Annotated in this window: 18 protein-coding genes; 11 read left to right on the top strand and 7 right to left on the bottom strand. The window is 72.5% G+C overall.

Annotated elements, in window-relative coordinates; all coding sequences use genetic code 11:
• The first annotated feature begins 8 nt into the window (after positions 1 to 8).
• The 10 genes from sigK (at position 9) to EXE59_RS05250 (ending at position 9,779) form a co-directional block, all read left to right on the top strand.
• The gene (gene sigK, locus EXE59_RS05295; RefSeq protein ID WP_135837963.1) at positions 9 to 623 is read left to right on the top strand and encodes an ECF RNA polymerase sigma factor SigK; all 615 of its coding nucleotides are present in this window, start codon (positions 9 to 11) and stop codon (positions 621 to 623) included.
• Positions 620 to 1,366 carry an anti-sigma factor gene (locus EXE59_RS05290; RefSeq protein ID WP_135837962.1) on the top strand — a complete coding sequence of 249 codons (747 nt, stop codon included), beginning with the start codon at positions 620 to 622 and terminating at the stop codon, positions 1,364 to 1,366. Before sigK ends, EXE59_RS05290 begins: the two co-directional genes overlap by 4 nt.
• Positions 1,363 to 3,483 (top strand): FAD-dependent oxidoreductase, encoded by a 2,121-nt coding sequence (locus EXE59_RS24390; RefSeq protein ID WP_135837961.1) that lies wholly within the window; start codon positions 1,363 to 1,365, stop codon positions 3,481 to 3,483. The genes EXE59_RS05290 and EXE59_RS24390 overlap by 4 nt, the downstream gene beginning before the upstream one ends.
• Complete coding sequence (locus tag EXE59_RS05280) at positions 3,480 to 4,829, top strand: SAM-dependent methyltransferase (RefSeq protein WP_135837960.1); 1,350 nt, start codon at positions 3,480 to 3,482, stop codon at positions 4,827 to 4,829. Before EXE59_RS24390 ends, EXE59_RS05280 begins: the two co-directional genes overlap by 4 nt.
• A gap of 7 nt (positions 4,830 to 4,836) precedes the next feature.
• Entirely contained in the window at positions 4,837 to 6,165 is a 1,329-nt protein-coding gene (locus tag EXE59_RS05275; RefSeq protein ID WP_210428893.1) for an SAM-dependent methyltransferase, read from the top strand.
• 1 nt (position 6,166) lies between these two features.
• Positions 6,167 to 6,955 carry a DUF1295 domain-containing protein gene (locus tag EXE59_RS05270; protein ID WP_246056526.1) on the top strand — a complete coding sequence of 263 codons (789 nt, stop codon included), beginning with the start codon at positions 6,167 to 6,169 and terminating at the stop codon, positions 6,953 to 6,955.
• A 61-nt stretch (positions 6,956 to 7,016) separates the two neighbouring features.
• Positions 7,017 to 7,568 (top strand): RNA polymerase sigma factor, encoded by a 552-nt coding sequence (locus tag EXE59_RS05265; RefSeq protein WP_210428892.1) that lies wholly within the window; start codon positions 7,017 to 7,019, stop codon positions 7,566 to 7,568.
• A 34-nt stretch (positions 7,569 to 7,602) separates the two neighbouring features.
• Positions 7,603 to 8,544, top strand: coding sequence for a hypothetical protein (locus EXE59_RS05260; protein WP_135837959.1), 942 nt, complete (start codon positions 7,603 to 7,605; stop codon positions 8,542 to 8,544).
• Between the two features lie 198 nt (positions 8,545 to 8,742).
• On the top strand, positions 8,743 to 9,222 hold the full coding sequence (locus tag EXE59_RS05255) for a cupin domain-containing protein (protein WP_135837958.1): 480 nt from the start codon (positions 8,743 to 8,745) through the stop codon (positions 9,220 to 9,222).
• 14 nt (positions 9,223 to 9,236) lie between these two features.
• Positions 9,237 to 9,779, top strand: coding sequence for a protein-L-isoaspartate O-methyltransferase family protein (locus EXE59_RS05250; RefSeq protein WP_246056524.1), 543 nt, complete (start codon positions 9,237 to 9,239; stop codon positions 9,777 to 9,779).
• Here EXE59_RS05250 and EXE59_RS05245 read toward each other — a convergent pair.
• Genes EXE59_RS05245 through EXE59_RS05235 form a run of 3 tightly spaced genes read right to left on the bottom strand, consistent with a single transcriptional unit; the run spans position 9,755 to position 12,030 of the window.
• Positions 9,755 to 10,897 carry a heparan-alpha-glucosaminide N-acetyltransferase domain-containing protein gene (locus tag EXE59_RS05245; protein ID WP_135837956.1) on the bottom strand — a complete coding sequence of 381 codons (1,143 nt, stop codon included), beginning with the start codon at positions 10,895 to 10,897 and terminating at the stop codon, positions 9,755 to 9,757. The two genes, EXE59_RS05250 and EXE59_RS05245, sit on opposite strands and share 25 nt — an antisense overlap.
• A gap of 36 nt (positions 10,898 to 10,933) precedes the next feature.
• On the bottom strand, positions 10,934 to 11,326 hold the full coding sequence (locus EXE59_RS05240) for an MmcQ/YjbR family DNA-binding protein (RefSeq protein WP_246056522.1): 393 nt from the start codon (positions 11,324 to 11,326) through the stop codon (positions 10,934 to 10,936).
• Positions 11,327 to 11,355: 29 nt separating this feature from the next.
• Entirely contained in the window at positions 11,356 to 12,030 is a 675-nt protein-coding gene (locus EXE59_RS05235; protein WP_135837955.1) for a winged helix-turn-helix transcriptional regulator, read from the bottom strand.
• A gap of 114 nt (positions 12,031 to 12,144) precedes the next feature.
• Here EXE59_RS05235 and EXE59_RS05230 point away from each other — a divergent pair, with 114 nt between their 5' ends.
• Positions 12,145 to 13,539, top strand: coding sequence for an FAD-binding oxidoreductase (locus EXE59_RS05230; protein WP_135837954.1), 1,395 nt, complete (start codon positions 12,145 to 12,147; stop codon positions 13,537 to 13,539).
• A gap of 169 nt (positions 13,540 to 13,708) precedes the next feature.
• Here EXE59_RS05230 and EXE59_RS05225 read toward each other — a convergent pair whose 3' ends face one another.
• From EXE59_RS05225 to EXE59_RS05210, 4 genes are all read right to left on the bottom strand, one after another.
• Entirely contained in the window at positions 13,709 to 14,908 is a 1,200-nt protein-coding gene (locus EXE59_RS05225; protein WP_135837953.1) for an acyl-CoA dehydrogenase family protein, read from the bottom strand.
• A 45-nt stretch (positions 14,909 to 14,953) separates the two neighbouring features.
• Positions 14,954 to 16,909, bottom strand: a complete 1,956-nt coding sequence (locus EXE59_RS05220) for an ATP-binding protein (RefSeq protein ID WP_135837952.1) — start codon at positions 16,907 to 16,909, stop codon at positions 14,954 to 14,956.
• 118 nt (positions 16,910 to 17,027) lie between these two features.
• Positions 17,028 to 18,662 (bottom strand): acyl-CoA carboxylase subunit beta, encoded by a 1,635-nt coding sequence (locus tag EXE59_RS05215; protein ID WP_135837951.1) that lies wholly within the window; start codon positions 18,660 to 18,662, stop codon positions 17,028 to 17,030.
• A gap of 35 nt (positions 18,663 to 18,697) precedes the next feature.
• Positions 18,698 to 19,168: an SRPBCC family protein gene (locus tag EXE59_RS05210; protein WP_135837950.1), complete on the bottom strand. Its 471-nt coding sequence runs from the start codon at positions 19,166 to 19,168 to the stop codon at positions 18,698 to 18,700.

Genomic DNA, 19,168 nt, shown 5'->3' with positions numbered 1-19,168 from the left:
CTGCAAGGATGACTGACGTGGACCACGTGAGGCCCGTACCGGACGGGGCGCCCGAGGGCGCCCCGTCCGGGGGCGACTCCCACCGGCTCGCCGACCTGCTGCACCGGTCGGCCCTCGGCGACGAGGCAGCGTTCGCCGCCTTCTACGACGCGACCTCGGCGCGGGCGTACGGCCTCGCGCTCCGCGTGGTGCGCAACCCGGCGCACGCCGAGGAGGTCACCCAGGAGGCCTACCTCGACGCCTGGCGCTCCAGCACCCGGTTCGACCCCGCACGCGGCAGCGCTGCCGGCTGGCTGCTCACGATCGTCCACCGCAAGGCCGTCGACCGGGTCCGCTCGGTCGAGGCCGCGTCGGCCCGCGACGAGACGTGGAACCGCGAGACGGCACCGTCCGACCACGACCAGACCGCCGAGGCCGCTCACGCCTCGCTCGACGCAGCCCGCGTCCGCAGCGCGGTCGCCACCCTCACCGACGTCCAGCGCCGCGCCGTCGAGCTCACCTACTTCGGCGGTTACACCCACACCGAGGTCGCCACCCTGCTCGACGTCCCGTTGGGCACTGCGAAGACACGAATACGCGACGGACTGATCCGCCTGCGAGACCTGATGGGAGTTGCGTCATGAGCGACCTTGATCCGCACAAGCTCACGGGCGCCTACGCCATGGACGCCCTCGACGAGCTCGAGCGAGCCAGGTTCGAGCAGCACCTCGCCCAGTGCGACGACTGCCGGGCCGAGGTGGCCGAGCTCCGCGAGACCGCGGCGCTGCTCTCCGAGACCGTCGCCGTCCCACCCCCTGCGTCGCTGCGCGACTCCGTGCTCTCCGGTATCTCCCAGGTCCGTCCCCTCGCACCCGAGGTCACCGCTGCCCCCGTGGCCGCTCCTGCCCGCTCCGAGCAGTCGGCCGGGCGGCGAGGCTGGGCGCCCTTTCTGGTTGCGGCTGCGCTCGCGATCTTCGTCGGTCTCGGCGCGATGATCGTCGCCCCCTGGGCTGACGACAACGACGCCCCGCGGCTGACGGCTGCCGAGCAGGTGCTCCAGGCTCCCGACGCCGAGGAGGTCTTCCTCGACCTCGGCGAGGCCGGCCGCGCGACCGTCGTCCGGTCGAAGTCGCAGGACAAGGCCGTCATCACCACCGAGGACATGGTCCCCGCCCCCGAGGGCAAGGACTACGAGCTGTGGTTCCAGACGCCCGACGAGGACATGGTCCCGGCAGGGCTGATGCCTGACGATCCCGACCAGACCGTGGTGCTCGACGGGTCCGCGGCCGAGGCCATCGCCGTGGGCATCACGGTCGAGCCCGACGGCGGCTCGGACCAGCCCACCACCGACCCGATCGCCCTGTTCGACCTGACGGAGGCGACATGACCCGACCTCCGCAACGCACGGTGGCCGTCGTCGGCTCGGGCGTTGCGGGGTTGACCGCTGCGTGGATCGCCTCGCGCACCGCGCACGTCACGCTGTACGAGGCCGACGACCGCCTCGGCGGCCACGCCGACACGCACCGGGTCGAGACGCCCGACGGCGAGCTGGCCATCGACACCGGGTTCATCGTGCACAACCGTCGCACGTACCCGACCCTCCTGCGGCTCTTCGCCGAGCTCGGCGTCGAGACGCAGCCCTCGGAGATGTCGCTGTCGGTGAGCGACGCCGGCACCGGCCTCGAGTACGCCGGCGCGCTCGGGCCGCGCGGGCTGTTCGCCCAGCCCTCCTCGCTGCGCTCGCGCGAGCACTGGCGGATGCTGCTGGAGATCCCGCGGTTCCACCGACAGGCCCGGGCGCTCCTGGGCACGCCCGCCACGACCGACGACCGGACGTTGCGCGACTTCCTCGCCGCGGGCGGCTTCTCGCCGGGCTTCGTGCGCCACTTCATGGAGCCGCTCGTCGCGGCCGTGTGGTCGTGCGACCCGGCCGCGTCGCTCGACTACCCCGCGCGCTACCTCTTCACCTTCCTCGAGCACCACGGCATGCTCGGCGTCTTCGGCTCCCCGCAGTGGCGCACCGTCACGGGCGGGTCCGGTACGTACGTCGCGAAGGTGGCCGCCGGCCTCCACGACGTACGACTCGAGACCAAGGTGACCTCGGTGCGCGAGCTCGCCGACGGCGTCGAGGTCACCGACGGCAGCGGCGCCACGACCCGCTTCGACGCGGTCGTCGTCGCGACCCACCCCTCCCACGCCCTCGCCATGCTCGAGGCGCCGACCGACCTCCAGCGCGAGGTGCTCTCCGCGCTGCCCTACAGCAGCAACCCGGCCCTGCTCCACACCGACGTCTCGCTCCTGCCGTCGGCACCGGACGCGCGGGCCTCGTGGAACTTTCACCGCCCTGCGACGGAGCTTGCGAAGTCGCAGACCCAGGCGGGGAGGTTGAGGAGCGTCGGATCGCACCCGAGCTCGCGAGGGGACGATCGACGCGTCCCGAAACCCGGCGCGACCGGTGCGCCAGGTGCGTCCGGCAGCGGCGGGGTCACGGTCACCTACGACCTGACCCGCCTCCAGCGCCTGCCCACCGACACCCACTACCTGGTCACCCTCGGTGGGGAGGACCTCGTCGACCCGGCGACGGTCATCGACCGGATGGAGTACGAGCACCCGCTCTACACCCCGGAGTCGGTCGCCGCGCAGCGTCGCCTGCCCGAGATCGACACCGACCGGATCGCCTTCGCCGGGGCCTACCACGGTTGGGGCTTCCACGAGGACGGCGCGCGCTCCGGCCTCGCCGCGGCCACCCGCCTCGGCCTCCCGTGGGCGCGCACCACGGCGGTGCTGCCGCGGCCCGGCCGCTTCGAGACCACGATCCGCCACACCCGTCGCGCGCCCTTCCGCCGCAGCTTCGAGCACCGCTCGACGTTCTGGTTGGTCGACCTCGACCACCTGCCCGACCACGGCTTCCTCGCACGCTTCGAGGCCCGCGACCACCTCGGCTCGCCCGAGCGCAGCCTGCGCGGCAACGTCGAGGCGTTCCTCGCCGACAACGGCGTCTCGCTGGGCGACGGCGACCGCCCCGGCACGATCCTGATGGCCGCGCACCCGCGCTCGCTCGGCCACTGCTTCAACCCGATCAGCGTGTTCTGGTGCTTCGACGACGCGGGGCGACAGGCCGGTGTCGTCGTCGAGGTGCACAACACCTACGGCGACCGCCACGCCTACCTCGTCCACCCCGACGAGCAGGGCCGCGCGCAGGCCGACAAGGCGATGTACGTGTCCCCGTTCCACGGCGTCGACGGCTCGTACGACGTTGCGGTGCCGCTGCCGACCGACCGCCTCCACGTGGCGGTCACGCTGCGCGGGCACGACGGCGACGCCCACGGGAAGGCCCCGTTCAGCGCGAGCCTCACCGGCACCCGCACCGACATCCCCGTCCGCAGGACCCTCGGCGCCGCGCTGCGCGGCAGCGCGCTGATCCGGGCGCACGGCATCTGGCTGTGGGCCCGGCGCCTGCCGATCCGACCGCGACCCCGCCACCGCCAGGAGGGCGTGAGATGACCATCGAGAAGGACCGACCTGCCACCGCCCGCACCCAGGGCATGCCCCCGCTCGAGCCCGTCACCGTCGGACCGCGCACCGCGGTCTCGGCGGCCGTGGCCAAGCGCCTGTTCCACGCCGCGGTGTCACGGCTGGCCATCACCGTGGTGGAGGAGCCCACCGGTCGGCGCTTGGGCCAGGGCGGCCCGGTGATGCGCCTGCACCGCCCCGACGAGTTCTACGCCCGCGTCGGTCGCGCGGGCCTGATCGGCTTCGGCGAGGCCTACCTGACCGGCGCCTGGGACGCCGAGGACCTCGCGGGCTTCCTGACCGTGCCCGCTGCCCGGATGGCCACGCTGATCCCGGAGCCCCTCCAGCACCTGCGCGCCCTGGTGACGCCCCGGCTGCCCAGCCACCACCGCAGCACCGAGGACAACAGCCAGGCCAACATCTCCCACCACTACGACCTCTCCAACGACCTCTTCCGGCTCTTCCTCGACGAGACGCTGAGCTACTCCTCGGCCCTCTTCGACACCACGCAGCACGCGGCGCCCGCAGGCCCGGGGTCGGTGGCCGAGCACCTGGTCGCGACCACGCCGGAGCCGGTCGACCACGACGACCCGCGTCGCCACGGCCCCGACCTCGCCGAGGCGCAGGGCCGCAAGATCGAGCGGATGCTCGACCAGGCCGGCGTCACCGAGGGCACCCGTGTGCTCGAGATCGGCACCGGCTGGGGGGAGCTGGCCGTCCGAGCCGCCCGCCGCGGGGCCCACGTCCACACCATCACCCTCTCGGTCGAGCAGCTCGAGCTGGCCGAGGAGCGCATCGCGGCCGCGGGGTTCGCCAACCGGGTCGAGGTCGAGCTGATGGACTACCGCGCGCTCGGCTCCACGGGCCGGGCCTACGACGCGGTGCTGTCGGTCGAGATGATCGAGGCCGTCGGCCACGAGTTCTGGGGCACCTACTTCCGGACGATCGACCGGGTCCTCGCCCCCGGCGGCAAGGTCTCGATCCAGGCCATCACGATGCCCCACGACCGGATGCTCGCCACCCGCGACAGCCACACGTGGATCAACAAGTACATCTTCCCGGGCGGGTTCCTCCCGAGCGTCGAGGTCATGGACGAGATCACGCGGCACGAGACCACGCTCCGCCTCGTCGACCAGCTCGAGATGGGCAGCCACTACGCCGAGACCCTGCGCCGCTGGGACCGGCGGTTCCTCGGCCAGCGCGACGCCGTCCTGGCGCTCGGGTTCGACGACCTGTTCATGCGGGTGTGGCACTTCTACCTGGCCTACTCCCAGGCCGGGTTCGCCAGCGGCTACATCAACGTCTCCCAGCTCACCTTCACCCGAGAGGACCGGTGACGGACCCGTGACCCAGACCGCTCCGTCCACGAGCGACCACCGGGCGGACGCACCGGCGGGTGGTGTCGCCGCGCGCCTCGCCGAGGCGGTGCGACCCTTCATCGGCGGCGACCTGCCGGTGCGCCTGGAGGCCTGGGACGGCTCGGTCGCCGGCCCCGAGGGGGCCCCGCTGGTCGTGCTCCGCTCCCCGGACGCGCTGCGCCGGCTGCTGTGGCACCCGGGTGAGCTGGGCGCCGCCCAGGCGTACGTCACCGGCGAGCTCGACGTCCCCGAGCAGGAAGGCTGGGACCTCGGCTCCGCGCTCACCCACGCCTTCGCGGTGGGTGCCGAGCGCGGCCTGTCCGGCGTACGCCTCTCGCCGCGCGCGATGGTCGACGCGATCCGTACGGCCGCGCGTCTCGGCGCGCTCGGCCGTCCGCCGGCACCGCCGGCGTCGCTGGCGCGGATCAAGGGCCGGCTGCACAGCCTGGCCCGCGACCGGTCCTCGATCAGCCACCACTACGACCTCTCCAACGAGTTCTACTCCCTGATCCTCGAGCCGCAGATGGCCTACAGCTGCGGCTACCACGCCACCCCGGACGTCCCGCTCGAGGAGGCGCAGCGCGCCAAGCTCGACCTCGTCTGCACCAAGCTCGGCCTGGAGCCGGGCATGAAGATGCTTGACGTGGGCTGCGGCTGGGGCTCGCTGTCGCTGCACGCCGCCGAGCACTTCGGCGCGCAGGTCACCGGCGTCACGATCGCGGCCGAGCAGAAGAAGTTCATCGACGCCCGCATCGCCGAGCGCGGGCTGGAGGATCGCGTCGAGATCCGGCTCCAGGACTACCGCGAGGTCCCCGAGCGCGACCTCTTCGACGCCGTCGGCTCGCTCGAGATGGGCGAGCACGTCGGCGCCACCAACTACCCGACCTACGTCGAGGTGCTCCGTCGAGCGGTGCGCCCGGGCGGACGCGTGCTCGTCCAGCAGATGTCGCGTCAGGGCGCGGGCGGCGGCAAGCACCCCGGCGGCGGTCCGTTCATCGAGTCGTTCATCGCCCCCGACATGACGATGCGGCCCGTCGGCGAGACCGTGGACCTGATCGAGTCCGGCGGCCTCGAGGTCCGCGACGTCCACGCGATGCGCGAGCACTACGTCCTCACCGTCAACGGCTGGCTCGAGAACTTCGAGACCCACCTCCCGCGGCTGCGCGAGCTCGTCGGCGAGGAGGTCGTACGCGTGTGGCGGCTCTACCTCGTCGGCGGCGCGCTCGCCTTCCGCGACGGCCGGATGGGCGTCGACCAGATCCTGGCGGTGCGCCCCGGCGCGGCCCACACCCTCCCGGCAGTCAGGGCATGGTGACGTGCTGACGCAGGCCGCCGTCGCGATCCTCGCCGCTGCCGTCGTCATGGGGGCGACGGCGGCGGTGAGCAGGCGGCGGGACCGGGTGGCCGACGTCGACGTCGCGTGGGGGCTGTCGTTCGTCGCCGTCGCCCTGGCGCTGGCCGTCGTCTGGCCCGACACCCACTCCTGGCTGCTCGCGCTGCTGGTCGCGCTGTGGGGTGGACGCCTCGCGGTGCACATCGCCCGCCGGTCCCGCGGGCACGGCGAGGACCCGCGCTACGAGAAGATGCTCGGCGGTCCCGGCTGGCACGCCGGCGCCGCCACGGTGCTGGTGCGGGTCTTCGCGACGCAGGCCGTCGTCGCCTGGATCATCTCCTTCCCATTGCAGGTCGCCGCGGCGTACGACGTCCGGTGGTGGCCCGTCGTCTGGGTCGGCGTGGCGATCTGGGCGATCGGCGTCTGCTTCGAGGTCGTCGGCGACGCCCAGCTCGAGGCGTACAAGGCCCGGCCTCGCGAGTCGCGGCCGACGATCCTCGACACCGGCCTGTGGGGCTGGACCCGCCACCCCAACTACTTCGGCGACGCCTGCGTGTGGTGGGGGCTGTGGGTCGCCGGCGCACTCTCGCTCGGCTGGGTGCCAGGCCTGGCCACCGTGTTCGCGCCGGTCGCGATGACCTTCTTCATCCGCAACGTCACCGGCGCCAAGCTGCTGGAGAAGACCATGTCGCAGCGCGAGGGATGGGCCGAGTACGCCGCCCGGGTCCCGCTGTTCCTCCCCCGCCCGCCCCGTTCCCGACCCCGCCGGTGAATTCGGCCTCGGACGGGGGGTTCTGTGTCGGCGCCGGGTCCCTTCGGGTGACAATGCGCCGGTGGCGGCGGAGGAGGGGCTCGACCATGCGGTCGAAGCCATGCAGGCGGGCGACGAGGCGGCGTTCCGTCTCGTCTACCACCACGTCCAGCCACCCCTGCTGCGCTACCTCACCGTCCTCGTCGGCCCGGCCGACGCCGAGGACGTCGCCAGCGAGGCGTGGACGCAGGCCTTCCGCGACCTCGACCGCTTCAGCGGCGACGCCGACGGGTTCCGCGGCTGGATCACCACGATCGGGCGCAACCGGGCGCTCGACCACCTGCGACACAGCCGTCGGCGTCCGGTGTCGGAGGAGCCCGTCGACGAGCTGGTCGACCTCCCCGACGAGGTGGACGTCGAGGCCGACACCCTCGGCCGGGTCAACTCCGAGGCCGTCGTCCGGCTGATCTCCGCGCTCCCCCGTGACCAGGCCGAGGCGATCATGCTGCGGACGGTGCTCGGCTTCGACGCCCCCACCGCGGCCCGGATCCTGGGCAAGAGACCCGGGGCCGTACGGGCTGCCGCCCATCGCGGTCTCAAGCAGCTGGCGAAGAAAATCGTCGACGAGCCGTAACACCTGCACCTGCCGAGACGCTGAAAGGAGTGAGATGACCGCCCCCGACCCCCACCTGTCCCGACGTGACGCCGAGCGCCTGCTCGACGCGCCGGCGGAGCACGACAGCGCCCTCGGGTGGGCGCTCACCGCGGCCGGCGCTCCCGCCTTCCCCGAGGAGCTCCGGCGCGAGGACGCAGCCGTCGCGGCGTTCCACGCGGCTCGCCTCGCCCCGCCCCCTGCCACCCGCAGCGGGTTCGTCTCGCCCACCCGGCTCGGCAGCCGCGCCGCCGCTCGTGCGGTCGTCGCCACCGGCGCGGTCGTCGCGCTCACCTCCGGCGGCTTCGCGCTCGCCAACTCCGCACACCTCCCGGACCTACCGCTGCTCCCCGACCGGGCCTCCGACCGGGCCACCGAGTCGGTCTCGACGGCCCCGGGCCGCGGCGTCTCCACCAGCCCCGGCGCGGCGTCGCCCTCCGGTGGCACCGGGTCGACCGGTGCGAGCTCCTCGGCCACCGGCTCCACCGATTCCACCGGCTCGCCGAGCGAGACCCCGAGCGGGACGCCCACCCCGACGCCCGACTTCAAGGGCCTCTGCAAGGCCTTCCAGGCCACCGACCGCGGCAAGGCAGGTTCCTCGCTCGACAGCGCTGCCTTCCAGGCCCTCGCGACCCAGGCCGGCGGCACCGACCGGATCGCGACCTACTGCATCGACCTCATCGGTCCCCCGAAGGAGACCGGGCGTCCCACGGACAAGCCGACGCCCACGACCAAGCCGACCCCGACCAAGCCGACTCCGGGCAAGCCGACCGACAAGCCCACCCCCACCACCCAGGCCACGCCCACCACCAAGCCGACCCCGACCGTGAAGCCGACCCCGACCGACAAGCCGACCCCGACCGATGCTCCGGGCAGCGGCGGCAACACGGGCAACGGCGGCTCGGGCAACGGCGGCTCGGGCAACGGGGGCAACGGGGGCAAGGGGGACTCCACCTAGACGTCCGGTTCGACACCGGCGGCGGCCGCGTTCCGCAGGACCGGCTCTCGCGCCCCCGTGCACCGACCTCCCGCCGGCGTACGGGGTCCCCCCAGAACTCGCGAGACCCACGTCCCACAAACGCACAGGCAGCGGCACGGCCCACCCCCGGGGTCGTGCCGCTGTCGCGTGTCGGTGCGGGCCACTAGGTTCGGAGCCATGAGCTATCCGCCGCCGATCTACCACGGGGACTCCGGCGAGGTGTCCGCCCACGTCAGACGGGCCGGCCTGGAGCCCGCGGTCGTCTACCCCAACGGCAACAAGGTCTTCTACCTCGCCCAGGGCACCGGGACGGCCGGCACGTTCGGCCTCTACCGGTGGGAGTTCGCCGGTCCGCCGAGCGGGCCGGGGGCGCACTTCCACCGCACCATCACCGAGTCGTTCTACGTCCTCGAGGGCACCGTGACGATCTTCGACGGCAAGGACTGGGTGAGGTGCCACGCTGGCGACTTCGCCCATGTGCCGGCCGGCGGCATCCACGGCTTCCGCAACGAGGACGGTGCAGCCAAGATGCTCCTCCACTTCGCGCCGGGCGCCCCGCGCGAGGCCTACTTCGAAGGCCTGGCGGCCGGGATGGGCAACCTCGACGGCGACGACTACGACCGGTTCATGCGCGAGCACGACAACACCTGGGTCTGACCATCGTGGACGTCGTGCGCGCAGCCTTCGACGCGACCCCGCGGCGGGACTTCCTCCCCCGCGGCGTGCGTCGGCGCGCGTCCTACGACGGACCGCTGACGATCGCGGCCGGACAGACCAACTCCCAGCCGCGCACCGTCGACGACATGCTGCGCCTGCTCGACGTACGTCCCGGGCAGCGCGTGCTCGACGTGGGTGCCGGGTCCGGGTGGACGACCGCCCTGCTCGCCCACCTCGTCGGTCCCACCGGTGTCGTGCTGGGGCTCGAGCTCGAGCCGGAGCTCGTGTCCTTCGGCGGCGCCAACCTCGCGCGCACGGGTCGGGACTGGGCGACGATCCGGGCCGCGACCCCGGGTGTCCTCGGCGACCCCGACGGCGCCCCCTGGGACCGGATCCTGGTGTCGGCGATGGCGCAGGCGCTGCCCACCGCTCTCGTCGAGCAGCTCGCCGACGACGGTGTGCTGGTGGTCCCGGCGGACGGCACGATGCTGCGCGTGCAGAACCCCGGCCCGGTGGTGACCGAGCACGGGCGCTACCGGTTCGTGCCGCTGCGCTGAGGCGTACGGGACGCGTCGCCGCCGGCTGCGGACCGGGCCAGGCGGACCGGAAGCCCCGCCGCCGCCTCCAGCGGTCCGCGGCGACGCAGCAGGCCGAGCACCGCGCCGAGGACGAGCAGCACGACGACGTGGGAGACGTACGCCGACGGCTCCTCCTCCGGCCACACCCGCGGCGTGAGCATCACGACGTGCAGGGAGTAGAGGGTGAGCGTCGCGGCGCCGGCACCCAGGACGACGCCGAGCACGGCCGTGGCCGCGCCGGGCAGGAGGCGTTCGAGGAGCAGGCAGACCGCGATCACCAGCACCGCGCTGCCGATGGTCCGCGCGAGGTCGAACGGTGTCGCCGAGTGCGGGGCGACGACCAGCAGCCAGTCCCAGTCGCCGTCCGCCGGGGTCGTGCCGAACATCCCGGTGGCGTTCTCCGAGGCGACCGCCGGGTCCACGAGGGTTGCCGAGACGCGCGTGGCGAGCACCGCGGTGCCGAGGCCGCCCAGGGCGAGCGCGCCGAGCAGGGAGGCGTCGCGCAGGTCGAGCCGGCCGAGCGCGATCCCGGCGAGGAGGTAGGCCAGCCACGGCACGACCGGGTAGTAGCCGGTGAGGAGGAGCTCGGAGGCGAGCTGCCCCGGGTCGGCCAGCTGCGCGAAGGACGGGCTCTCGAAGCCCCGCTCCGGCAGGTAGGGACGGACCAGGTGGGACACCACGGGGGCGACGACCACCCAGGCGACGGTGAGGGGCACCAGGGTCCGCACGCGCAGGAGCGTGAACGGCAGGCCGAGGACGAACAGCACGCCGTAGTAGGTGAGGATCACCGCGACGCCGGTGTCGAGGCCGCCGAGCAGCAGCCCCAGTGCCGCGATGAGCACGGCCCGTCCGGCGATGCCCAGCGAGCGCAGGGCGAGCGGACGTCCGCGCAACGGCTCGCGGGTCATCAGCGCCAGGCTCACCCCGGCCAGCACGGCGAAGAGCGCCGAGGCCCGGCCGCCGGCAAGCCACTGCGCGGTCGCGAGCTCGCCGTCAGGGGTGCGGGCGTCGAGCACGTGGGTGGCGACCATGCCGAGCAGCGCCAGGCACCGGGCGACGTCGAGCCCGACGAGGCGGCCCGGGCGCGTCGCGATCATGCGTCCATCCTGCCGAGCGCGGCCTGACGGTGGTCGTCAGTCGCGCGCAGCGCCCGGACGCTGGACCTGCTGGGCGAGGTGGGCGGGCGCCTGGAGGCAGTAGGAGTCGGTGAGCAGCTCGGCCAGCTCGTCCCAGTCGATCCCGGCGTCGTCGTCGAGCAGCATGCCGATGACGTTGCCGCCCCAGCTCGACCGGAAGTAGGGGTCGCCCATGTGCTCGAATGCAGCCACCTCGTCGGGCTCGCCGCGGAAGGTGATGCGGAAGACCTGGTCCTCCCCGCCGAAGACGTGCGCCACCGTCGCGCCGCCGACGCGCCACCGCGTACCGGTCCAGGCCGCTTCCTGCGTGCAGCGCGGCAGCCGGCCGAGCACGGCGTCGATACGCCGCACCCACTCCTCGGGCACGAGCGGTCGGTCGGCGAGGGCCACGGCGTGATCCTGCCAAAGGCGTCCGACAGTCACGCACCTGCGGGCAGCGGCACGTCCGCGAAGGTGCTGCGGGTGAACCACGTGGGCAGCGCTCGTACGAGCGGGCGCGGACCGGCGATGGCCAGGTCTCCGGCCTTCACCGCGCCCAGGAGGTCCCGGCGACCCATCCAGTAGTCGACCATCGTCTCGATGTGCCCGGCGACCTCCACGTCGACGTCGTGGCCCGGGTCGGTCAGGCACAGGTCGACGGCCGGCGGCTCCAGCACCAGCCAGAAGTGGCTCTTCCTGTCGCTCGAGCCCCTCAGGTGGAAGTGCACGACGACCCGGCGCTCGGGCAGGGCGTCGGTGTCGACGTTGCGGTGGATGTCCCACATCAGCAGCGAGGCGTCGTAGTGCTTGGCGATCACGTCGCCCCGCGCCCAGCGCTGGCCCCACATGCCCAACGACTCGATGACCGGCCGGAGCTCCTCGCCGGCAGCCGTGAGGAGGTACTCGCCGCCGACGTGGTCGACGACGCCGACGCGCTCGAGGGTCTTGAGCCGCTTGGACAGCAGCGCCGGTGACATGAGCGGGACCCCGCGACGGAGGTCGTTGAAGCGCGTGCTGCCGCACAGGAGCTCGCGGACCACGAGCGGTGTCCACCTCTCGGTGAGCACCTCCGAGGCCATCGCCACTGGGCAGAACTGACCGTAGGTGGTTGCCATCCCCTGACGGTAGGACCGCTATGGGTTCTGTACCAGTACAGGATCGATACTCGCGCGCTCCTCCTCGGCCGACCGACGCTGGTCGGGCACCACCCACTGACGGAGGAGAGACCCATGACCACGCTCGAGATGCCCACCACCGAGGCCCTCGCCGGCGACTTCGCCGGCGAGCTCATCGGCCCCGACCACCCGGCGTACGACGACCACCGCCGCATCTGGAACGGCGAGATCGACCGCCGCCCGGCCCTGCTGGCCCGCTGCGAGGGGGCGAGCGACGTGGCCGCTGCCCTGCGCTGGGCGCGGGCGCACGACCTGCCCGTGGCCGTACGCGGGGGCGGCCACGGGATCGCCGGCCACTCCCTGGTCGACGACGGCGTCGTCGTCGACCTCTCCGGGATGCGCGGCGCCGTGGTCGACCCGGTGGCCCGCACGGTGTCGGCCCAGGGCGGGGCCCTCAACGCCCACGTCGACCGGGAGAGCCAGGCCTTCGGGCTGGCGATGACGAGCGGCTACATCAGCCACACCGGCATCGGCGGCCTGACGCTCGGCGGCGGCATCGGCCACCTGATGCGCAAGACGGGGCTGGCGATCGACGCGCTGCGGTCCTGCCAGGTCGTCACCGCGGACGGGGACATCGTGCGGGCCTCGGCCGACGAGAACCCCGACCTCTTCTGGGGCCTGCGGGGTGGCGGCGGCAACTTCGGCGTCGTCACCGACTTCACCTTCGAGCTCCAGCCGCTCGGGCCGACGGTCCTGGCCGGTCTGGTCGCGTGGCCGGCCGACCAGGCGCCGACGGTGCTGGCCTTCCTGCGCGACTTCATCGCCGACGCACCCGACGAGGTCGGCCTGATGGCCAACCTGCGGCTGGCGCCGGCGCTGCCGCTCTTCCCCGAGCACCTGCACGGCAGGCCGATCATCGGCCTGGTCGCGACGTACGCGGGACCGGTCGAGGAGGGCGAGCGGGTGCTCGCCCCGGTGCGGGCACTGGGCACCCCGGTGCTCGACACGATCGCGCCGAAGCCCTACGTCGCCCACCAGAAGTTCCTCGACCCGGCGGTGCCGCACGGGCGGCACTACTACTGGAAGTCGCACCGCCTCGGCCCGCTCACCGACGCGGTGATCGACACGATCTGCGAGCACCTCGCGACCATCAGCAGCCCACTCTCCACGGTGCCGATCTTCAGCTTCGGCGGCGCGATGAGCCGGGTCCCCGACGACGCCACCGCCTTCCCCCACCGCGACGCCAGCCACGACATCAACATCGTCGCCTCGTGGCTGCCGGAGCACGCCGGCGACGCCGACCGGCACCGGGCGTGGGTGCGCGGCTTCTTCGACGCCCTCGCCCCGCACAGCCGCGGCGTCTACGTGAACTTCACCAGCGACGACGCACAGGCCCGGGTGAAGGAGGCGTACAGCCCCGAGCAGTGGACGCGGCTGCGGACGCTGAAGATCGCGTGGGACCCGGCCAACGTCTTCCGGGGGAACGCGAACATCCCGCCGCTCAAGTGAGTGCGATCGGCCCGCGGACCGACAACCGGCGGGCATCGAGCCCGGCGACTCCAGAAGGCAGTTCACCTCGTGAACGCGCAGGGGGCACGCTCAGCCCTGAGCCCGGTCTCCCCACCTGCCTACGTTGGGCAGGTCGGGCTGCTCGGGTTGTTCGACGGCGGGGCAGGACTCAGTAGGACTTCGGCAGCCCCAGGCTGTGCATCGCGACGAAGTTGAGGATCATCTCCCGGCTCACCGGCGCGATCCGGCCTGCCCGCGCCGCCACGAGCAGGCCGGCCATGCCGTACTCCTGCGTGATGCCGTTGCCGCCGTGGGTCTGCACCGCTGCGTCGACCGCGTGCACGGCGGCCTCCGCCGCGGCGTACTTGGCCATGTTGGCCGCCTCGCCGGCCGCCATGTCGTCGCCGGCGTCGACCAGCGCGGAGGCCTTCTGGGTCATCAGGCGGGCCAGCTCGGTCTCGATGTGCGCCATCGCGAGGGGGTGGGCGATCGCCTGGTGGGAGCCGATCGGCGCCTGGAAGACGGTGCGCTCCTTCGCGTACGCCGACGCCTTCTCGAGGGCGTGGCGCGCCAGCCCGGTCGAGAAGGAGGCCGCCATGATCCGCTCCGGGTTGAGCCCGGCGAAGAGCTGCACGAGGCCGCCGCCCTCGTCGCCGACGAGCGCGTCGGACGGGAGCCGGACGTCGTCGATGAAGACCTGGAACTGCTTCTCCGGGCTGACGATCTCCATCGGGATCTCTGTGAACTCGAAGCCCGCGGAGTCGGTCGGCACCACGAACAGGCACGGCTTGACCTTCGACCGCGCTTGTCCTGAGCCTGTCGAAGGGTCCTCGGTCCGCGCGACGACCAGGACGTTCTCGGCCTCGTCGACGCCCGAGATGTAGACCTTCTGGCCCTTGAGCACCCACCCGGCCGCTTGTCCTGAGCCTGTCGAAGGGTCGCGGCGGGCGGTGGTGGTGATGTTGTGGGAGTTGGTGCCGGCGTCGGGCTCGGTGATCGCGAAGGCCATCGTGGCGGTGCCGTCGCAGATGCCGGGCAGCCAGCGCTGCTTCTGCTCGTCGGTGCCGTAGCGCGCGATGACCGTCCCGCAGATCGCCGGGCTGACGACCATCATCAGCAACGGGCAGCCCTGCGCCGCGAGCTCCTCGCAGACCGCGGCCACGTCACCGATGCCGCCGCCACCACCGCCGTACTCCTCGGGGATGTTGATGCCGAGGTAGCCCGCCTTGGCGATCTCCATCCACAGCTCGGTGGTCTTCTCGCCGGAGCGGGCGCGCTCGACGAACCAGTCGCGGCCATAGCCCTTTGCCAGCCTGGCCACCTGTCGCCTGAGCTCCAGGCGCTCGTCGGTCTCGGTGAAATGGGTCATCTCGTTCCTTTCGGGCGTGGTTTCGAGGCTCGCTGCGCTCGCGCCTCAACCACCGACTGATTCCTCGACTACTGCCAGGACCTCCCCGGACGCGACCTGCGCACCGGGCTCGACGTTGATCTCGATGACCGTGCCGTCGTGCGGCGCGGTCACCGTGTGCTGCATCTTCATGGCCTCCAGGACCAGGACGGGGTCACCCGCCGCGACCTCGCCGCCGGGCTCGACCTTGACGGCCACGACGGTGCCCGGCATCGGCGCGAGCAGGGAGCCGCTCGCGACCGCGTCGGCGGGGTCGGTGAAGCGGGGCACCTCGCGCAGGCGCGCGGACAGAAGTGGTCCGTCGACCCACACCTCACGCGGGGCGCCGGGCCGCTCGGACGAGATGTGTCCGCGCGTCTCCGTGGTGACCCCGTCGACCTCGAGCCGCGCGTGGGTCGGGGACACCTCGAGCACGGTCACGCCGTCGACGACGAAGCCATCGCGGGTGCCCCACCACTCGACCGGCTCGTGGCCCTCGAACGTCGTGCGCTGCGGCTGGCTGACGACGTTGCGCCATGCGGCCGGGACGCCCTGCTGGACCGTACGCCGGGCCGCGTCGTCGGCGGCGAGCATGAGCGCGGCCGCGACCACACTGGCCCGTGAGTCGCTGGGAGACTCAGCGGAAATCGGACGTGACTCGAGCCACGTCGTCGTCATCTCGCCGGCCACGAACACCGGGTCGGTGAGGATCTCGACGAGCTGGTCGCGGTTGGTGGTGACGCCGTGGATGCGCGCGGTACGCAGCGCCCGCACGAGCTGGCGGATCGCCTGCTCGCGGTTGGGCGCCCACGACACGACCTTGGCGAGCATCGCGTCGTAGAACGTGGACACGTCGTCACCGGAGGCAAGGCCCGAGTCGACGCGGATGCCGCGCTCGCCGCCGAGGCCGAACTCGACGTCGTGGTCGACCTCGAAGGTGACCAGACGGCCGCTCTGCGGGACGTAGGCGCCGTCCTCGGCGTAGAGGCGCACCTCCATCGCGTGCCGCTGGGGCTCGCCGCCACTGGTCGAGAAGCCGAGCGTCCCCGTCGACTGCGGGGCCTCGGCCACGTGGAGCTGCAGCTCGACCAGGTCGGTGTCCCAGACCAGCTCGGTGACCGGGTGCTCCACCTGGAGGCGAGTGTTCATCTCGAGGAAGAAGAACCGCTGCGTGTCCGGGTCGAGGAGGAACTCGACCGTGCCGGCACCCCGGTAGGAGATGGCTTCCGCGGCGCGGCGCGCAGCGTCGTGCAGGGCATCGGCGACCTCGCCGCCCAGCTTCGGGGCCGGCGCCTCCTCGACGACCTTCTGATGACGACGCTGCACCGAGCAGTCGCGCTCGCCGAGCACGAGCACCCGGCCCCTGCCGTTGCCGACGACCTGGACCTCGACGTGCCGGCCCCGCTCGATGTAGGGCTCGACGAAGACGGTGCCGTCGCCGAAGGCCGACGCGGCCTCGGCCTGCGCGGCCGCGACCTCGGTGGCGAGCTCCTCGAGGCGGCGTACGACGCGCATGCCGCGCCCGCCGCCGCCGGCCGATGCCTTCACCAGCAGCGGCAGGTCGGCCTCGGTCGGCTCCTCGGGGGCCTCCAGCGTCGGGACGCCCGCCTCGCGCATCAGCCGCTTGGCCTCGACCTTGGACCCCATCGCCTCGATCGACTCGGGCGTCGGACCCACCCAGGTGATCCCGGCGGCCTCGACGGCTCGGGCGAAGTCGGCGTTCTCCGAGAGGAAGCCGTAGCCGGGGTGGATCGCGTCGGCACCCGATCGCCGCGCGGCCTCGATGACGAGGTCGGCGCGCAGGTAGGTGTCGGCCGGCGCGTTGCCGGGCAGGCGTACGGCGTGGTCGGCCTCGGCCACGAACGGCAGGCGGGCGTCGGCGTCGGAGTGGACGGCCACGGTCTCGATGCCGAGGCGGCGGCAGGTGGCGAAGACGCGTCGCGCGATCTCGCCGCGGTTGGCGACCAGGAGTCTTCGGATCATTGCTGACCTCCCTGGTTTCGACGCGCCCGTCGCGACCTCGTGCCTCGGTCGCGGGGCTTGCTCAACCTCGTCTCGCTGACGCGACGGGCTCGTTCCTCGCACGCCGCTGCTCGCTTGATCATGGCCTGAACACCCCGAATCGGTCGGCGCCCCTGATCGGCGCGTTGGCGATGACGCTGAGGCAGATGGCGAGCACGGTGCGGGTGTCGCGCGGGTCGATGACGCCGTCGTCGTAGAGCATCCCGGACAGGAAGTAGGGCAGCGACTGCTCCTCGACCGAGGCCTCGACGTAGTCCTTGACACCCTGGAAGCCCTCGGCGTCGAAGACCTCGCCCTTGGACTCGGCGGACTGCTGCGCCACGATCTCGAGGACGCCGGCGAGCTGGGCCGGGCCCATCACCGCGGACTTCGCACTCGGCCAGGTGAAGAGGAAGCGCGGGTCGAAGGCGCGGCCGTTCATGCCGTAGTTGCCGGCGCCGTAGGACGCGCCCATGATCACGCTGAGGTGCGGCACGGTGGAGTTGGAGACGGCGTTGATCATCATCGCGCCGTGCTTGATGATGCCGCCCTGCTCGTAGTCCTTGCCGACCATGTAGCCGGTCGTGTTGTGCAGGAACAGCAGCGGCGTGTGGCTCTGGTTGGCGAGCTGGATGAACTGCGTCGCCTTCTGCGCCTCCTCGGAGAACAGCACGCCCTGCGCGTTCGCGAGGATGCCGATCGGGCGGCCGTGGAGCTCGGCCCAGCCGGTGACGAGCGACGTGCCGTAGAGCGGCTTGAACTCGTCGAAGGACCGGCCGTTGCGCTCGCTGGTGCCGTCGACGATCCGCACGATCACCTCGCGCGGGTCGAACGGCTCCTTGAGGTCGGTGGGGATGAGGTCGAGGAGACCCTCGGGGTCGGCGTCGGGCTCGGCGAAGGGGTGGCCTTGGTTTCGACACGCTCGCTGCGCTCGCTGCTCAACCAGCGGCGCCGCTGGTTGAGCAGGGCCCCCCGGGCCCGTGTCGAAACCGAGGTGGCTCGTACGCCGCCGGTTCAGCCGGGCCACGATCCGCCGCCCGATCCGGATGGCGTCGTGCTCGTCCTCAGCGAGGTAGTCGGCGAGGCCCGACACGCGGGCGTGCATCTCCGCACCGCCCAGCGACTCGTCGTCGGACTCCTCGCCCGTCGCCATCTTCACCAGCGGCGGGCCGCCGAGGAAGACCTTCGCCCCGCCGCGCACGAAGACGGTGTAGTCGCTCATGCCGGGGACGTACGCCCCGCCGGCCGTCGAGTTGCCGAAGACGAGCGCGATCGTCGGCTGGCGTCGCGCCGACGCCCGCGTGAGGTCGCGGAACAGCTTGCCGCCGGGGATGAAGATCTCCTTCTGCGTCGGCAGGTCCGCACCGCCCGACTCCACCAACGAGATCGTCGGGAGGTCGTTCTCCTCGGCGATCTGGGAGGCGCGGAAGATCTTCTTGACCGTCCACGGGTTCGAGGCACCGCCCTTCACCGTGGGGTCGTTGGCGCTGATCATGCACTCGATGCCCTCGACCACGCCGATGCCGGTGACGACGGAGGCGCCGACGGTGAAGTCGGACCCCCAGCCGGCCAGCGGCGAGAGCTCGAGGAAGGCCGACCCGGGGTCGACGAGCAGCTCGATCCGCTCGCGCGCGGTCAGCTTGCCGCGCGCGTGGTGGCGGTCCACGTACTTGTCGCCACCGCCGGCCACGGCGACCGCGTGCTGCGCATCGAGGTCGGCGAGCTTGTCGAGCATCGCCTGGGCATTCGGTGATCGAGCAGCCGCCGAGGTCACTTCTCCACCACCGCCTTCATCCGCTCCAGCGTGGTCCGCATGCCGTGCCGGTTCGTACGCCGCCGGAGCGGGCCGAGCACCAGCCAGTAGAGACGGGTCGGGAGGTTGGGGTCGAGGCGGAAGTACTCGGTGACCAAGGTGCCGCCGTCCTTCGGCTCGAGCCGGTAGCCCCAGTTGTTGACCGTCACCGCGTCGGTGCCGACGGAGAACTCGAAGACCTTCTCGGGCTCGCAGGCCGTGACGCGGCACGGCGACCAGTACGTCGGGCCGACGCCGTTGCGCTTCACGTGGCCGGCGAAGAAGGCACCGACCTCCGGCCCGGTCGAGCCCCGGGTCCACTTCGCCTCGAACGTCTCGGGGCTGAACTCCCCGATCCGGGTGACGTCGCTGACGAGGTCCCAGACCTCGGCGGGCGGGGCGTCCATCCAGACCGACACCTCGTCACCCAGGGACGGCAGGTTGATCAT

This window comes from Nocardioides eburneiflavus (assembly GCF_004785795.1).
In the GTDB taxonomy this organism is placed as follows: domain Bacteria; phylum Actinomycetota; class Actinomycetes; order Propionibacteriales; family Nocardioidaceae; genus Nocardioides; species Nocardioides eburneiflavus.
The sequence above is the reverse complement of the archived record's forward strand: the minus strand, read 5'-3'. Positions and strand labels throughout refer to the sequence as shown.

Bases quoted from the DNA above. Each gene is read 5' to 3' on its own strand.
- EXE59_RS05235 (WP_135837955.1), bottom strand. From the start codon at position 12,030: ATGGCAACCACCTACGGTCAGTTCTGCCCAGTGGCGATGGCCTCGGAG.
- EXE59_RS05260 (WP_135837959.1), top strand. From the start codon at position 7,603: ATGACCGCCCCCGACCCCCACCTGTCCCGACGTGACGCCGAGCGCCTG.
- EXE59_RS24390 (WP_135837961.1), top strand. From the start codon at position 1,363: ATGACCCGACCTCCGCAACGCACGGTGGCCGTCGTCGGCTCGGGCGTT.
- EXE59_RS05280 (WP_135837960.1), top strand. From the start codon at position 3,480: ATGACCATCGAGAAGGACCGACCTGCCACCGCCCGCACCCAGGGCATG.
- EXE59_RS05210 (WP_135837950.1), bottom strand. From the start codon at position 19,168: ATGATCAACCTGCCGTCCCTGGGTGACGAGGTGTCGGTCTGGATGGAC.
- EXE59_RS05245 (WP_135837956.1), bottom strand. From the start codon at position 10,897: ATGATCGCGACGCGCCCGGGCCGCCTCGTCGGGCTCGACGTCGCCCGG.
- sigK (WP_135837963.1), top strand. From the start codon at position 9: ATGACTGACGTGGACCACGTGAGGCCCGTACCGGACGGGGCGCCCGAG.
- EXE59_RS05220 (WP_135837952.1), bottom strand. From the start codon at position 16,909: ATGATCCGAAGACTCCTGGTCGCCAACCGCGGCGAGATCGCGCGACGC.
- EXE59_RS05230 (WP_135837954.1), top strand. From the start codon at position 12,145: ATGACCACGCTCGAGATGCCCACCACCGAGGCCCTCGCCGGCGACTTC.
- EXE59_RS05290 (WP_135837962.1), top strand. From the start codon at position 620: ATGAGCGACCTTGATCCGCACAAGCTCACGGGCGCCTACGCCATGGAC.
- EXE59_RS05255 (WP_135837958.1), top strand. From the start codon at position 8,743: ATGAGCTATCCGCCGCCGATCTACCACGGGGACTCCGGCGAGGTGTCC.
- EXE59_RS05225 (WP_135837953.1), bottom strand. From the start codon at position 14,908: ATGACCCATTTCACCGAGACCGACGAGCGCCTGGAGCTCAGGCGACAG.
- EXE59_RS05215 (WP_135837951.1), bottom strand. From the start codon at position 18,662: ATGCTCGACAAGCTCGCCGACCTCGATGCGCAGCACGCGGTCGCCGTG.